Source organism: Actinomycetospora sp. NBRC 106375, assembly GCF_030269665.1.
Classification (GTDB): domain Bacteria; phylum Actinomycetota; class Actinomycetes; order Mycobacteriales; family Pseudonocardiaceae; genus Actinomycetospora.
In genome coordinates, this window is sequence record NZ_BSTS01000015.1 from 64308 (window position 1) to 77738 (window position 13431).

Sequence of the window (13431 nt, forward strand, 5' to 3'; positions counted from 1 at the left end):
CGGGGCCGTGCGGCGCTGGGGAGCGGGGTCTTCGTGCGGGTCTTTCCTGCGGGTCTCTCCTGGGGGCGAACGGAGGCCGCCCTCAGCGCACGCTGTGCGTGCGCCGGCTGCGGGTGTTCGCCTCGAGCTGCTGGCGCCAGAGCTCCCAGGTGTCGGGGTCCATCGACTGGCCCGACGGCGGGGTGTGCGGGGCGCGCGGACCGGGCAGCGCGAGCTGGCGCCCGGTGGTGATGGCCGGGAACTGGCCGGTGATCGGCTTCCAGGGCCAGGCGCTGCGGACCGCGCGGGACCGGTGGAAGCCCAGCCCCATGATGAAGCCGAAGATCAGGTGGCCGATCAGCGACAGCGTCAGCGTGACCCAGGTCAGCGGGAACATCATCGTCTGTCCCCGCGGCGCGATCGCGACCGTCCCGATGAGGCCCGCCCACACCGGGAACACCGAGAACGCGACGGCCGCACCCACGACGGCGCGGCGGGACCAGCTCTGCATGCCGACCGCGCAGGCGACGGCGAAGAACGTGATCCCGATGCCGCCGCCGTCGCCGATGTAGCGCCACAGGTAGCCGACCACGGCGCCCGAGGTCAGGTCGTCCGGGTTGCCCGTGATCCAGGTGCCCATGGTCGGGATGAAGTCGGCCCACCAGCCGAAGACGTGCACAGTGGTCAGGCGGAACCCGTCGTAGATCGCGCACCCGACGACGCCCCACCACATGCCGCTCGCGACCACGCGGTCCCCGCCGTGCGGGGCGAGGACGGTCAGCGCGACGATGGCGGTGGCCAGCGGGATCACGAGGATGCCGGCCGAGTACTGCATCTTGATCACGCCGAAGACGTGCGCGGAGATCGCGAGGAGCGGGAGCGCCGCCAGCAGGAGGTGCAGCCCGATCCGCACCAGTCCGGCACCGTCACGGAGCCCGGGGACACTCGTGGCGGCCGGACCCGGCCCCGTGGCGGGGCGCTCCGGTGTGGTCGTCGTGTTCATCGGCGGGAACGCTAGGGATGCGCCCGACCACGCAGGGCGAACCTGAGAAACCCTGAGGGCACCGACGCCCACGCGCCGCCGGGACGCGACGACCGGCCGGGTCGCTCACCCGTTCGGCCTACCTCACGCGACGACCGGGCCGAGGCCCTTTCAGGTCCCGATCCGCGCCGCGGACGCGGCGACGACCCGCACGGGGTGCGCGCCGAGCGGACCCGCGCAACGACTCCCCGGAGACCGGCCCGCCGCCCGTCGGACCGGTCGTCGACGCCGTGCCGACACCGGGCCGTGACCTCGCCGCGACCCGACCCGGACGTTCTGGACAGGGTGGGTGCGGACCCCGGGAACCCGGTTGGCCGCGTGCGCAGGCAGGATGGAGCAGCCATCCGCCGCTACGAGGACGCCGTTCGGCCCAAGGGGTCGCTCGGGAGCACGCTTCGGTCACGGTCGGGTGACAAACTGTTTGTGAACGAGCACGATCCGTACGGCCGCGCGACAGGTGGAGGGCTCACCGGTCCGGACCGACCCGGAGGACGCCCTCGATGACCGACGTGGTGACCCACGCCGACCCCTCGCCCGGCGACGGGCGCCGTCGCGCCCGCGGGCACCGGGCGCAGCGTGGCCTCCGCACGCCGGGTAGCGACCCTTCCGCCCATCGCGCGACAGGTCACCACGGCACGGAGACGCTGTCCAGCGACGGCGGGTCCTCGGCGCGTCACCGCCGGGCCGCGGAGCCGGTCGCGGCCGCCGAGCTCGTCGGGACCGGACGCCACGAGTCACCGGTCGGCCGGCTCGCGTTCGACCCGTCCACCGGCAGCTGGTCGTTCCGGGGGGACGGCGGCAGTGGGGACGGCGGGGACGCCGATGCCCCGACCGTCGAGACCCCGGTGAGCGCCCCGGCGGCCGTCCACCACGCCGCGGGACCACGGACGGGCGGCCACCGCGCCCCCGAGCCGTCCGCCGGCGACGCGTCGCGCACCGCGGGTCCCCGCACGGGCAGCCACCGGGCGCCGGAGACCGCCGAGACGGTCACGTCGACGGCCGCCCCGGTCGCGGTGTCGCCGGCCGGTCCCTGGTCCCCGGGCCCGCGCACCGGTGGCCACCGCGCCGTCGAGCCGCGTCACGGTGGTCACCGGGCGCCGGAGCCGCCGACCGCCGTGCGTGCCGCCCCCGCGGACGCCGCGACGACGACGGTCCGCGCCGCCTCCCACGAGGCCGCGACCACGACCGTCCGCGCCGCCTCCGACGAGACCGCGACCACCGCCGTCCGGGCCGCGGAGACGACGGGCACGAGCGTCGGGCGTTCCCGGGTGCACGGCCACCGGACCGGTCCCGGCACCGGCGCGACGGGCGTGGTCAGCAGCACGGGCGGCGGGCACGGCACGACCGGGCCCTCCCACGCCGCGGCGCGCCGCACGGGCCTGCCGCTGCGGGCGACGATCGGGCTGATCGGCGGGGGCGGGGTGGCCGCGCTCTTCGCGCTGACCTCGATCGGCTCGCCGCTGATCCCGAGCGCCCCGGCCGAGCAGATCCCGACGGCGTCGGCGCCCGCCGGGCTCTACGAGCCCGCGCCCGACGCCGCGACGGCGCCGCCGGCCCTGCCCGTGGCGCCGCCCGCGACCTCGACCGCGCCGGCGGCGCAGGGCCCGGCGCCGGTGATCGGCGCCCTGTTCGACCTCGCCGCGGGGAGCCTGAGCGAGCTGTTCGACAACAGCGGCGACAGCGGTCTCGTCGAGAACGGGAGCAAGCCCCGGATCGTCGACAACCCGGATGCCCCGGGCCGGCAGGCGTGGCAGTTCGCGCTCGGCCCCGGCGGCAAGCGCAGCGAGGTGCTGCCGCAGGGCCCGGGAACGGAACCACGGGACGGCGACGAGCAGTACGTCCGCTACACCGCCCGCCTCTCCGACGACTTCCCGACGAACACCGGCAGCTGGCAGCTCCTGCTGCAGTGGCACCACGCGCTGCCGAGCGGCTCGCCGCCCCTGGCCCTGCAGGTGACGCAGGGCCAGCTGATGATGGTGTCGGGCGGGGACGACATGCGCTCGATCGGCGCGATCGGTCCGGGCGACACGATCGACCTCACGATGCACATCAGGTTCTCCCAGGATCCGTCGCAGAGCTCGGTGACGGTCTGGCGCGGCGGTCAGGCCACCGGTGTCACCGACTGGAGCCCGCGCGCGGGCACGATGAGCACGGCCTCGGCCTACATGAAGATGGGCATGTACCGGGACCCGAACATCCGCCAGGGCGGCTCGGTGCTGGTCACCGACCTGAAGATCGGGCGCGACGCCCGCGGGATCGGCGGCCTCGGGCCGCGTCCGGTCGACTGACCCTCCTCACGCCCCACCGGCACCCGGCGACCTAGCCTGGCTCGATGCCCCACGTCCCCGACCTCGTCGCGGGACACCCGGATGCGGAGCTCGAGCCCCGCCGGTCGGGGCCGCGCCGGATCCTGCGGGTCGCCGGCGCGCTCGTGCCCGTGGTGCTGGCGGCCCTGGTGCTCCTCCCGGACCTGCTCGGCGGCCTCGACCACCACCTGCCCTTCGCGGTGTTCGCCGCCCTGCGGCCCGCGCTCACCGTCGGGGTCGCGGTGGTGGTGCTGGCCGTCGTCGTGGTGCGTCTGGTCCGCCGACGCCGGCCCCGTGGCGCGGCGGGGACCGTCGGCCTCGTGGGGGTCGCGCTCGTCGTCGCCGTGGCCGCGTCCTTCGTCGTGCCGCGGGCGGTGCCCGGCGAGGCGCCGCCGCCGGGCGGGACGCCGCTGACCGTCCTGGAGCTCAACGCCTTCGAGGGCCACGCCGACGTCGGTGCGCTCGCGGCCGTCGTCCGGCGGGAGCGCCCGGACATCGTGGTGCTGCCCGAGGCGGGCGAGCTGTTCCGCTCGCGGATCGCCGCGCTGCTGCCCGACTACCGGTCGTGGACGAACGTCCCGCCCCGGGCGGCCGACGTCCGGGGCATCACCGTGCTGACGGCACCGCGGGCGGGCGACGTCACCGCGCGCACGATCTCGGACGCGCCCGGGTCCCCCACCGACACGCGCTACCCGTGGGCCGAGCTCACCGGCGGCATCCTCGGTCCGGTGCACCTCGGCGCGGTGCACGTCGTGTCGATCGTCCCGGGCTGGATCTCCTACTGGCCCGAGGAACTCGAGCTGCTGTCGCGCTGGTGCTCCCGCGCCGAGGGGCCGGCCCTGGTGGTCGGCGACTTCAACGCGACCCCGGACCACTCCGCCTTCCGGTCGGGCACCCAGGGGTGCACCGACGCCGCGACCGCGCGCGGCGCGAGCCTCACCGGCACCTGGTTCTCCGGCGTGCCGCGGGCCCTCGGCGCCCAGATCGACCACGTCCTGGCCAGCGGCGGCCCGCAGGCCCGCGACGTCTCCGTGATCGACGTCCCCGGCTCCGACCACCGCGCGCTGCTGGTGCGCCTCCGCCTCACGTGAGCAGGTCGAGGTGCCCCAGCACTCCGAAGTGCTCACGAGCCCGCAGCGCACCTCACGACGCGCGGTAGGAGGGCGCCGGGAGGGCGTGGGCGTGCCGGGGGCGCACGGGGCGTCCGTGCAGGTCGTGATGGCCGCCGACGAGCCCGCACCACGAGCACGGCGGGCCGCTCGCCAGCACCACGACCGGCGCGGGGTCGGCCGCCGCGGCGGGAGCTCCCTCGCCGGCGGTCCGGCGGGCGCGGATCGCGCGCAGCAGCCGCCGGACCGCGAACCGCAGGACGCCGATCACCACGACGGCCGCGACCGCGACCAGCGCGAGCCACTTGAACAGGAGCACCGCGCAGAACGCGATGAGCAGGCCGACCACGGCCGTCGTCACGCGCGGGTCAGGCTCCACGCGGGCGAGGGTACGTCGGTCGAGGGACACCGGGCCGTCACATCCACCCCGCGTGTCCCTCCGTGATCATGGACCACTCGGAAGCGCGGCCAGCGCCGACCACGGAACGGTGAGGACCCCGGACACGAGAAAGCCCCGCGGGCCACCGGGTCGGGGGTCCGGTGGCCGCGCGGGGCACAGGGGATGTCGTCGGAGCCCGGATCGCTGTTACACGGCGGACGGAGAATTCCCGTCCGGGATCTCCGGCCAGGAGACGGTGCGGGTCAGGACGCGGACGCCGTCGGGCGTCCGGCCGCCGGCGAGCGACGCCGCCCGCACGCAGAACTCCACCCAGAGCAGGTACTGGATCTGCTTGGCCAGCCCCAGCCGGCTGTAGAGGACGTCGGCCACGACGTCGCCGGCCCGGGCCCAGGTGGTGATCACGAACTCGAGGTCGTCACCGAGGTCGCGGGCGGCGAACTCGATCTGCCCGGCCTCGAGGTGCCCGGTCAGCGTGCCGAGCCGGAACGCGGTCGGCTCCCGGGACAGCACGCGCACCGGCCCGTCCCACGGCCCGGGCATGCGGACCACCAGCTCCTCGCCGACCCGCATCGCCCCGCTCGCCGCGACGTAGTCGAACCGCGCGACGCCCGGCACGACCGCGCGGTTCATGTCCCGCGCGAGGGCGTCGATCAGCTCGGTCGCTCCGCGCTGCGCGCCGACCACCCGGACCCGGAACTCGCGGTGCAGCGCGGGCCCGTGCCCGGCCTCGAGGGGCTGGTCGCGCGGGGTGACGTCGACCAGGCGGGGCGGCAGGTCGCGGTGGTCGCCGACCTCCTCGACGACGTGCACCGCGACGTCCGGGCGCACGCAGCGCCACAGCATCCCGGCGACACCGCGCGGGAGCCGGGTCAGCATCAGCGCCTCGCGCAGCACCTGCCGGGGCCCCGGGACCCAGTGCGAGGTGCCGAGCGAGGGATCCGCGGACTCCATGCCGGTGGCATACCCGCCGGCCCGGCGAGATCACCGCGCGGCGCCCGTGACGGCCCTGACGTCCTCGCTCCCGGCGTCGCCGCCTCGGGCGGGTCTCAGCCGGTGGCGGCGGGCACCCCGGAGCGGCGGCGGGTCTCGCAGTGCTCCTTGAGGTCGCCGGCGAGCGTCTGCAGGTTGTCCTCGACGGTGCGGGCCGTGAGCCGCGCGACCGTGGTGCCCAGCCAGCCCGTGCGCTCGTGGGTCACGACGAGCCGGGTGCGGGCGCTCTCCCCGGCGGGGCTCAACGCGAAGCGCACCCGGGCCGTGCCGCGGACGCCCTCACCGTGCAGGGCGAACCGGTGCCGCCGGGGCTGGAACTCCCCCACCCGCCAGGTGCGCTCGGGCACCCGGGCGACGCGCAGGTGCACGACCCCGCCGAGCGTCAGGGACCCCCCGCCCATGAGCACCGACTCGCGCACCGCGGTGGTCCAGCGCGGCCACCGGTTGACGTCGGTGAGGACCGCCCAGACGTGGTCCGGGCAGGAGTCGATGTCGACCGCGATCTCGCAGCGCATGCCTCGCCTCTCCGATGAGACCTGACCCGCGGCGCACGCTGTGTCGACGGCCGCCCCGACGCCCACCCACGGTAGGCGGCCGTCGGTGCGCAGACCAGCCCGCCCCCGGATGGACGGCTCAGGCGGCCTCGCGCCGGCCGAGGCCGATGCCGGTCAGCCCGGCGCGGCGCAGGGTGGCGGGGTCGAGCAGGTTGCGGGTGTCGATGACGGTGGGCTGCTTCATCACCCCGGCCATCGCCGACCAGTCCAGCTGCCGGAACTGCGGCCACTCGGTGAGCACCACCAGCGCCTCCGCGCCCTGCGCGGCCTCCACCGGGTCCGACACCAGCGGCACCCCGTCGATCATGCCGTCGACCATCCCGGGCACCGTCTTGTCCGGGTTGTTCGGGTCCGCCACCAGCGCCGGGTCGTAGGCCACCAGCTCGGCGCCGGCCTGCCGCAGCAGCGCCGCGATCGCCAGCGCCGGCGAGTCCCGCAGGTCGTCGGTGCCCGCCTTGAACGTCAGCCCCAGCAACCCCAGCCGCACCCGGGTCAGCGACCCCGCCCGCCGCCCGGTCACCGCGTGCCGCACCTTGTCCACGATCCGCTGCCGCTGGCGGGTGTTGGTGTCGATCGTCGCGCGCAGCAACCGGAACTCGAAGTCCGCCGCGTCGGCCACCTGCAACAACGCGTGCGTGTCCTTGGGCAGGCACGACCCGCCCCACCCCGGACCCGGCGACAGGAACGCCTGCCCGATCCGCCGGTCGTAGCCGATCCCCTCGGTCACGTCGGAGATGTCCGCCCCGACCCGCTCGCACAGCTCGGCCATCGCGTTCACGTACGACAGCTTCATCGCCAGGAAGCAGTTCGCCGCGTACTTCATCAGCTCCGCCGACGCCGCGTCGGTCAGCACCGTCGGCGCACCCAGACGCGCGTACAGCGCCGCCACCCGCTCCGCGGCCTCCGCCGCGTCACACCCGACCACGATCCGGTCCGGGTTCAGGAAGTCGTGCACCGCCGAGCCCTCACGCAGGAACTCCGGGTTCGACACCACCGACACATCGGCCCGGTCCAGCAGCTCCGCGGTCCGCGCCGCCGTGCCCACCGGCACCGTCGACTTGTTCACCACCACCGTGCCCGCGGCCAGCAGGTGGCGGGTCTCCTCGACCACCGCCTCCACCGCCCGCAGATCGGCCACCCCGCCCACACCCATCGGCGTCGGCAGACACAGGAACACGATCTCCGCGTCCAGTTCGTCGGGGAAGTCGGTGACCGCGCTCGAGGCCCCCACCACGAACGACAACCGCCCCGCCGACACCTGCTCGGTGACCAGCTCCGCCAGCCCCGGCTCCACGATGTCCACCACACCCCGGCGCAGCCGCTCCACCTTCGCCGCGTCGATGTCCCCGCACACCACCTGGTGACCCAACGACGCCAGACACGCCCCCGTCGTCAGCCCCACATAACCGGTCCCCACCACAGCCACCCGGCGTGTGAACACGGCGATCCCCCTCGGGTCCTCGAGTGTCGGCTCTCGATCGCAACCGGCGCATACGCTGCCAGATCACGCTCCGCGCCCGGGTGACTGGTCCGGCAGCTCACAGGGCGGGCTGACAGGGTGCGCGCCATGGCGCCCGAGCCGGTGGACCTCCGCGGGTCGGAGGAGACGTTGCTGATCACGTTGTTCCTGCGCGAGCGGGACGCGGCGTCGGCACATCCGATCCTCGGCGACCCGTTCGCCGGCCCGGCCCTGGCCCGCGTGGAGTACGGCTCCGGGGCGTGGCAGTGGTTCAGCTCGGACACCGCGACGATCAACGCCCGCGCGAAGTGCCTGGACACCTGGGCCGCGGCGTTCCTCGCCGAGCACCCCGACGGGCAGGTCCTGCACCTCGGCTGCGGCCTGGACAGCCGCCCGCTGCGCCTCGAACGGCCGGCCGGGTCACGCTGGCTCGACGTCGACGTGCCCCGCGTCGCCGACCTGCGCCGCCGGGTCTACGACCTGCCCGACGATGTCGAGACCGTCGCGGCGTCGGTCGGCGACCCCGACTGGTGGGACCGCGTCGACGGCGACCGCCCCACGCTGGCGCTGGCCGAGGGCCTGGTCATGTACCTCACTCCTCCCGAGGTGCACGACGTCGTCGACCGCCTGCTGGCCCGCTGCGCGAGCGGGGTCCTCGCGTTCGACGCGGTGCCGGGCTGGATCGTGCCGGCGTCCAACGCGACGCTCGCGGCGTTCCGGCTCGACGCCCGCTTCCGGTGGGGCTACGACGGCTCCGCGTTCCGCGCCCGGTACCCGCAGCTGCGCGAGCGCGACGACGTCGCGGTCACCGAGCTCGCCGCGGCGGCCACCACCGGCCCGTGGCACGCGCTGTACCGCGCGGTCGACCTCGTGCCCCACCTGCGGGACGCGATGCGGCTGCACCGCTACACGTTCTGACGCCGGTGCCGCGTCAGTGGACGAGCAGCATGAGCGCCATCCCGATCCCGGTGACGGCTTGGCAGCCCAGCTGCACGGCGGAGGAGTCGACGGCGCGACCGAGGCGCGCCGCGGCCCCGGCGGCGCCGGGGCCGACGTCCGCAGCGACGGTGCCCACCGACGACCGCACCACCACGCCGACGGTGATCGCGGAGTGCACGAGCAGGTAGACCGCCAGCGCCGCGCCGAGCGCGGAGAGCGCGAGCGGCGGCGGGCCGGCGTGGGCGCTCATGTCCATGCCGGGCATGTCCGCCATCCCCGCCGTCGACCCGCCGGTCGGGATCATCGCGACGTACATGACGACCATCGCGGCGTTGGAGAGCAGCAGGTGCGTCGGGTGCGCGCCGCAGCGGCCACCCCCGACCGGCGCGCCGAGCGACCGGTCCTGCCGCCGCAGGACGACGAGACGGACGGCCCACGCGCCGCCCACCACGCCGAACGCCACCGCACCCCCCACCGGCGGCACCGCGCCCATCGTCGCCGGCAGCACCATGACCGCCATCCCGAGGCCCATCACCACGTGGTTGGCCTCGGCCGCCGCAGCGACCCCCTCGTGGCGGCCGCGCCGGCGCCAGAGGCTCACGGCGCAGAGCGCGGCCGCGGCGAGGAAGACGGCCGCGAGGAACCCGGCGAGGGGAGCGGGAAGGCTCATCGCGCGTCGGCGAGCAGCCCGTCGAGGACCCCGTTGCGGGAGTCGTCGACGATCACGGCGAGCTGCGCGACGCTCATGCGGATGGCCTGGCCGAAGTCGTCGGTGATGACGACGCGGCGGTCCTCGTCGGCGGCGGGGTCGAGGTAGAGCTCGGGGCAGCCGCAGGAGCACTGGCCGCAGAACGTGGTGACGTGCTGCAGGCCGGCGGTCGGGTCGGTGGTCATCGCGGTCCTCCGTGAGCTGTCGCGGGCGGGGCCGACGGTACGACGCGGAACCTCGCCGCAGCCTTCTCGCCTTGCCGCCCCGAGCGCCTCCGCCGGAAGGACCAGCGTTCTCAGGCGGACGCCCGTTCCTTCTCAGGCAGAGGTCGGAAGGCGCGGCACGGGTCGTCGTGGCGGTGTTCCTCGGGGGCTCCTCGGATCTCCCGTCGGGCGGGGGCCTACCGTCAGGGGCACGGTAGGGACCGCGGACACCGCGACCACCCCCGTTTGTCGGGACGGTCACGGGCGGGAACTCCGGGCCCCGCGGCGACGACGCGGTCTTCCGTCGGGCGCGGCCCGCCCGACGGCACGGACGAGGAGACACCGGTGGACGACGCCAGGATCACCGAGCTGGCGCTGCGGGCCCGTGACGGGCACCGGGACGCCGCCGGGGAGTTCGTGGCCGCCACCCAGCAGCAGGTGTGGCGCCTGCTCGTGCACCTCGCGGACGCTGCGGTCGCCGAGGAGCTCGCCCAGGAGACCTACGAGCGCGCGCTCGGGTCGCTGCGTCGCTACCGGGGCGAGGCGCCCGCCAGGAACTGGCTGCTCTCGATCGCCCGCCGGGTCGCCGCGGACCACCTGCGCCGCCGCGCCCGCCGCCCCGTGAGCCCGGCCGAGCCCGCCGAGGACGACCGCCCCGTCGGCCGCGCGCCGCGCCCGGATCCCGCCGAGTCGGTCGCGGTCCGGGACGCCCTCGACGCGCTCGACGGCGACCGGCGCGAGGCCTTCGTGCTCACCCAGGTCGTGGGCCTGAGCTACGAGGAGGCCGCGGCCGTGTGCGGGTGCCCGATCGGCACCATCCGCTCTCGAGTCGCCCGCGCCCGCGCCGACCTCGTCGACGCCCTCTCCGAGCCGCCCGCGGCCGAGCGCCCTCCTCGCTCCGGGTGACCGGGAACCACACGATCCCCGGCGACGACCAGCACGGCATGGACTGCGACCGGTGCCGGGAGGCGATGTCGGCCGCGCTGGACGGTGAGTCCGACGCCGCCGAGCAGGCCCGCGTCGACGCGCACCTCGACGGCTGCGCGGCGTGCCGGGCGTGGCGGCGCGACGCCGAGACGGTGACGCGGCGCGCCCGCACCGGCGTCGCCGAGCCCGGGCCCGACCTCGTGGCGCTCGTCCTCGACGCCGCCCCGGGCCCGCGGGCGCGGTGGCGGGGGACGGCCGCGCGGGCGGGGCTCGCCGTCGTCGGCGCCGTCCAGGCCGTCCTCGGGCTGACCTCGCTGCTCGGGGCGTCGATGCAGCACGACGCGATGGCCGACTCGATCGTGGTGCTCGGCGCCGGCATGGCCCACGCGACCCACGAGAGCGCGGCGTGGAACCTCGCGCTCGGCGTCGCGTTCCTCGCCGGGGCGCTGTGGACCCGCCACCTCGCCGGCCTGCTGCCCGCGCTCGGCGCCTTCATCGCGGTGCTCGCGGTGCTCAGCGGCATCGACCTGCTCGCAGGGCGCGTCGAACCCGCCCGCGTCGTCTCGCACGTCGTCCTCGTCGTCGGGTTCGTGCTCGGGATCGCCGTGGTCCGCGCCGCCCCGCGCTCCGGTCCCGCGCCGACCCCCGGCGGGCGGTGGTGGGCCCGTGGTGAGGGTCCCGTCGCCCCGCACGGCGCACCGGCGCCCGACGCCGCACGCTGGGAGCGTGAGTCCGACGTCGCGTGAGCACTCGCCCGTCGAGGGCCCGCCAGCTGAGAGTGCGCCGGGTGGGAGCTCGCCGGGTGGGAGCTCGCCGGGTGGAGCGAAGGACGCCCTCGCCGCGTCCGGCGCAGCGAAGGACGCCCTCGCTCCCGGCCGGGCGCGCGTGCTCCTCGCCGGGACGGTCGTGCTCGCCGCGGGGGCCGTCGTCGCCGTCGTGCTCGCCCGCGGCGGCGCGCCGTTCGCCGCGCTCGGGATCGGCGAGCCGTCGGCGACGGTGCGGGTGGTCACGCCGCTGGCGCGGCTCGCGGTGCTGCTCGGCAGCGGCCTGTGCCTCGGCGGGCTGGTCGGCGGGCTGGTCGCGCGGCCCTCGACGGGCGGCGCGCGGGCCCTCGGCGCGCAGGGCTACCGCGCGGTGCGCCTCGCCGGGGCCGCGGCGGGAGTGTGGGCGGTCGGCGCGCTGGTCGCGGCCGCGGGCACGGTGCTCGCGGGTACCGGCGGCGACCCGCGCGTCCTCGTCACCCCGGACGCCTTCCTGGAGGCGGCCGGCGCCCTCGAGGAGCCCGCCGGGTTCCTCGTCGCCGGCGTGACCGCCGCCGTCGTCGCCGTCATGTGCCGGGTGACGCTGTCCTGGCGGACGGCCGCCGGCGCGGTGCCCCTGGCGGCCTTCGCCATCGTGGCGCCCGTGGTCACCGGTGCGGTGGCGAGCGCCGGCGCCGGGCACGACATCGCCACCGACACGGCGACCCTCGGGGCCGTCGCCGCCGCGGTCTGGTTCGGCCTGTCCGCCCTCGAGATGCTCGCGCCGGGACCGGACCGGGCGTGCGCGGCGCGGGCCCGCCCGGTCGCGCTGGTGGCCGCCGCGGTCGCCGTCGTGGGCGCCGCGGTCACCGAGGTGGTCCTCGTCCGCGGGCAGTGGCTCACCGTGCACGGCGTGCTGGCGCTCGTCGCGCTCGCCCTGCTCGTGGTCGCGGTGGTGACGACGTCCCGCGCGCGGGTGCCGGGTCCGACCGTCGCGCTCCCCCTGGTCCTCGCGGCCGGCGCCGGGGCGCTGCTGGCGAGCGAGCCGGCGCCCGCGCTCGCGGCACCGACGACGATCCAGCAGACGCTGCTCGGCTACACCCTCGACCCGCCGACGGTGCTCGGCCTGCTCGGACCCGGGCGCCTCAACGTCCTCTGGGCCGTCGTCGCCGTCACGCTCGCGGGTGCCTACCTCGCCGGCGTACGGCGGCTGCGCGCCCGCGGCGACGCCTGGCCGCCCGGGCGGACGACGGCGTGGCTGCTCGGGTGCGCGCTGCTGGTCTGGTCGACGAGCTCCGGGCTCGGCGCGCACGCGATGGCGACGTTCAGCGTGCACATGGGTGTGCACATGATGCTGTCGATGCTCGTGCCCGTGCTGCTCGTGCTCGGCGGGCCCGTGACGCTCGCGCTGCGGGCGCTGCCGGCCGGGGAGCGCGTGGACGGGCCGCGGGCCTGGCTCGTGTCGCTGGTGGAGGCGCCGTTCCCCCGGCTCCTGACCCACCCGGTCGTCGCGCTCGTGCTGTTCGTCGGGTCGTTCTACGCGTTGTACTTCTCGCCGCTCTACGCGGCGGCGCTGCCCTACCACTGGGCGCACCAGGCGATGTTCGTGCACTTCCTGCTGACCGGCTACCTGTTCTTCTGGCCGATCATCGGGGTCGACCGCGCGCCGCGCCCGCTGCCCCACCTCGGCCGGCTGGCGATGCTGCTGGCGTCGATGCCCTTCCACGCGTTCTTCGGCGTCGCGCTGATGAGCGCGGACACCCTCATCGGCGAGCAGTTCTTCCGTCAGCTCGCCCTGCCGTGGGTGCCGGACCTGCTCGCCGACCAGAGCCTCGCCGGCGGCATCGCCTGGGCCTCGGGCGAGATGCCCCTGCTCGTCGTGCTCATCGCCCTGCTCGTGCAGTGGTCGCGGGCCGACCAGCGCGACGCCGCCCGCCGCGACCGCCACGCCGACCGCGACGGCGACGCCGAGCTCGAGGCGTGGAACGCGATGCTCGCCGACCTCTCCCGCGGGCGCCGATAACCGACCCGCGGGAACCGGGCGGCCCCCTCGGACGACAGGAACAACCGGGCG

13 protein-coding genes are annotated in these 13431 nt (G+C 76.1%); 6 read left to right on the plus strand and 7 right to left on the minus strand.

Annotated elements, in window-relative coordinates; translation table 11 throughout:
• Positions 1–82: 82 nt before the first annotated feature.
• Positions 83–982 (minus strand): hypothetical protein, encoded by a 900-nt coding sequence (locus QSK03_RS23310; RefSeq protein WP_285657240.1) that lies wholly within the window; start codon positions 980–982, stop codon positions 83–85.
• Between the two features lie 539 nt (positions 983–1521).
• Between QSK03_RS23310 and QSK03_RS23315 the strand changes: the two genes are divergently transcribed.
• Together QSK03_RS23315 and QSK03_RS23320 are read left to right on the plus strand one after the other, a co-directional pair.
• Positions 1522–3309: a heparin lyase I family protein gene (locus tag QSK03_RS23315; protein ID WP_285657242.1), complete on the plus strand. Its 1788-nt coding sequence runs from the start codon at positions 1522–1524 to the stop codon at positions 3307–3309.
• Positions 3310–3353: 44 nt separating this feature from the next.
• Positions 3354–4418 carry an endonuclease/exonuclease/phosphatase family protein gene (locus QSK03_RS23320; RefSeq protein WP_285657244.1) on the plus strand — a complete coding sequence of 355 codons (1065 nt, stop codon included), beginning with the start codon at positions 3354–3356 and terminating at the stop codon, positions 4416–4418.
• A gap of 52 nt (positions 4419–4470) precedes the next feature.
• Here the strand turns inward: QSK03_RS23320 and QSK03_RS23325 are convergent, their stop codons facing one another.
• From QSK03_RS23325 to QSK03_RS23340, 4 genes are all read right to left on the minus strand, one after another.
• Positions 4471–4815: a hypothetical protein gene (locus tag QSK03_RS23325; RefSeq protein WP_285657246.1), complete on the minus strand. Its 345-nt coding sequence runs from the start codon at positions 4813–4815 to the stop codon at positions 4471–4473.
• Between the two features lie 207 nt (positions 4816–5022).
• Positions 5023–5787 carry a DUF1990 family protein gene (locus QSK03_RS23330; protein WP_285657247.1) on the minus strand — a complete coding sequence of 255 codons (765 nt, stop codon included), beginning with the start codon at positions 5785–5787 and terminating at the stop codon, positions 5023–5025.
• Positions 5788–5882: 95 nt separating this feature from the next.
• A complete protein-coding gene (locus QSK03_RS23335) occupies positions 5883–6341 on the minus strand; it encodes an SRPBCC family protein (RefSeq protein ID WP_285657248.1) in 459 nt (152 codons plus the stop codon).
• A 118-nt stretch (positions 6342–6459) separates the two neighbouring features.
• On the minus strand, positions 6460–7821 hold the full coding sequence (locus tag QSK03_RS23340) for a UDP-glucose dehydrogenase family protein (RefSeq protein ID WP_285657250.1): 1362 nt from the start codon (positions 7819–7821) through the stop codon (positions 6460–6462).
• A gap of 126 nt (positions 7822–7947) precedes the next feature.
• On the opposite strand from QSK03_RS23340, the gene QSK03_RS23345 reads away from it, so the two are divergent.
• Positions 7948–8757, plus strand: coding sequence for a class I SAM-dependent methyltransferase (locus tag QSK03_RS23345; protein ID WP_285657252.1), 810 nt, complete (start codon positions 7948–7950; stop codon positions 8755–8757).
• A 13-nt stretch (positions 8758–8770) separates the two neighbouring features.
• Here the strand turns inward: QSK03_RS23345 and QSK03_RS23350 are convergent, their stop codons facing one another.
• The gene (locus QSK03_RS23350; protein WP_285657253.1) at positions 8771–9448 is read right to left on the minus strand and encodes a DUF5134 domain-containing protein; all 678 of its coding nucleotides are present in this window, start codon (positions 9446–9448) and stop codon (positions 8771–8773) included.
• The gene (locus QSK03_RS23355) at positions 9445–9672 is read right to left on the minus strand and encodes a hypothetical protein (RefSeq protein ID WP_285657254.1); all 228 of its coding nucleotides are present in this window, start codon (positions 9670–9672) and stop codon (positions 9445–9447) included. The genes QSK03_RS23350 and QSK03_RS23355 overlap by 4 nt, the downstream gene beginning before the upstream one ends.
• A gap of 363 nt (positions 9673–10035) precedes the next feature.
• Here QSK03_RS23355 and QSK03_RS23360 point away from each other — a divergent pair, with 363 nt between their 5' ends.
• The 3 genes from QSK03_RS23360 to QSK03_RS23370 are packed head-to-tail and all read left to right on the plus strand — an operon-like array spanning position 10036 to position 13380.
• Positions 10036–10596 (plus strand): sigma-70 family RNA polymerase sigma factor, encoded by a 561-nt coding sequence (locus QSK03_RS23360; protein ID WP_285657255.1) that lies wholly within the window; start codon positions 10036–10038, stop codon positions 10594–10596.
• Entirely contained in the window at positions 10593–11363 is a 771-nt protein-coding gene (locus QSK03_RS23365; protein WP_285657256.1) for a zf-HC2 domain-containing protein, read from the plus strand. Before QSK03_RS23360 ends, QSK03_RS23365 begins: the two co-directional genes overlap by 4 nt.
• On the plus strand, positions 11344–13380 hold the full coding sequence (locus tag QSK03_RS23370) for a cytochrome c oxidase assembly protein (protein ID WP_285657257.1): 2037 nt from the start codon (positions 11344–11346) through the stop codon (positions 13378–13380). The genes QSK03_RS23365 and QSK03_RS23370 overlap by 20 nt, the downstream gene beginning before the upstream one ends.
• Positions 13381–13431 lie beyond the last annotated feature (51 nt).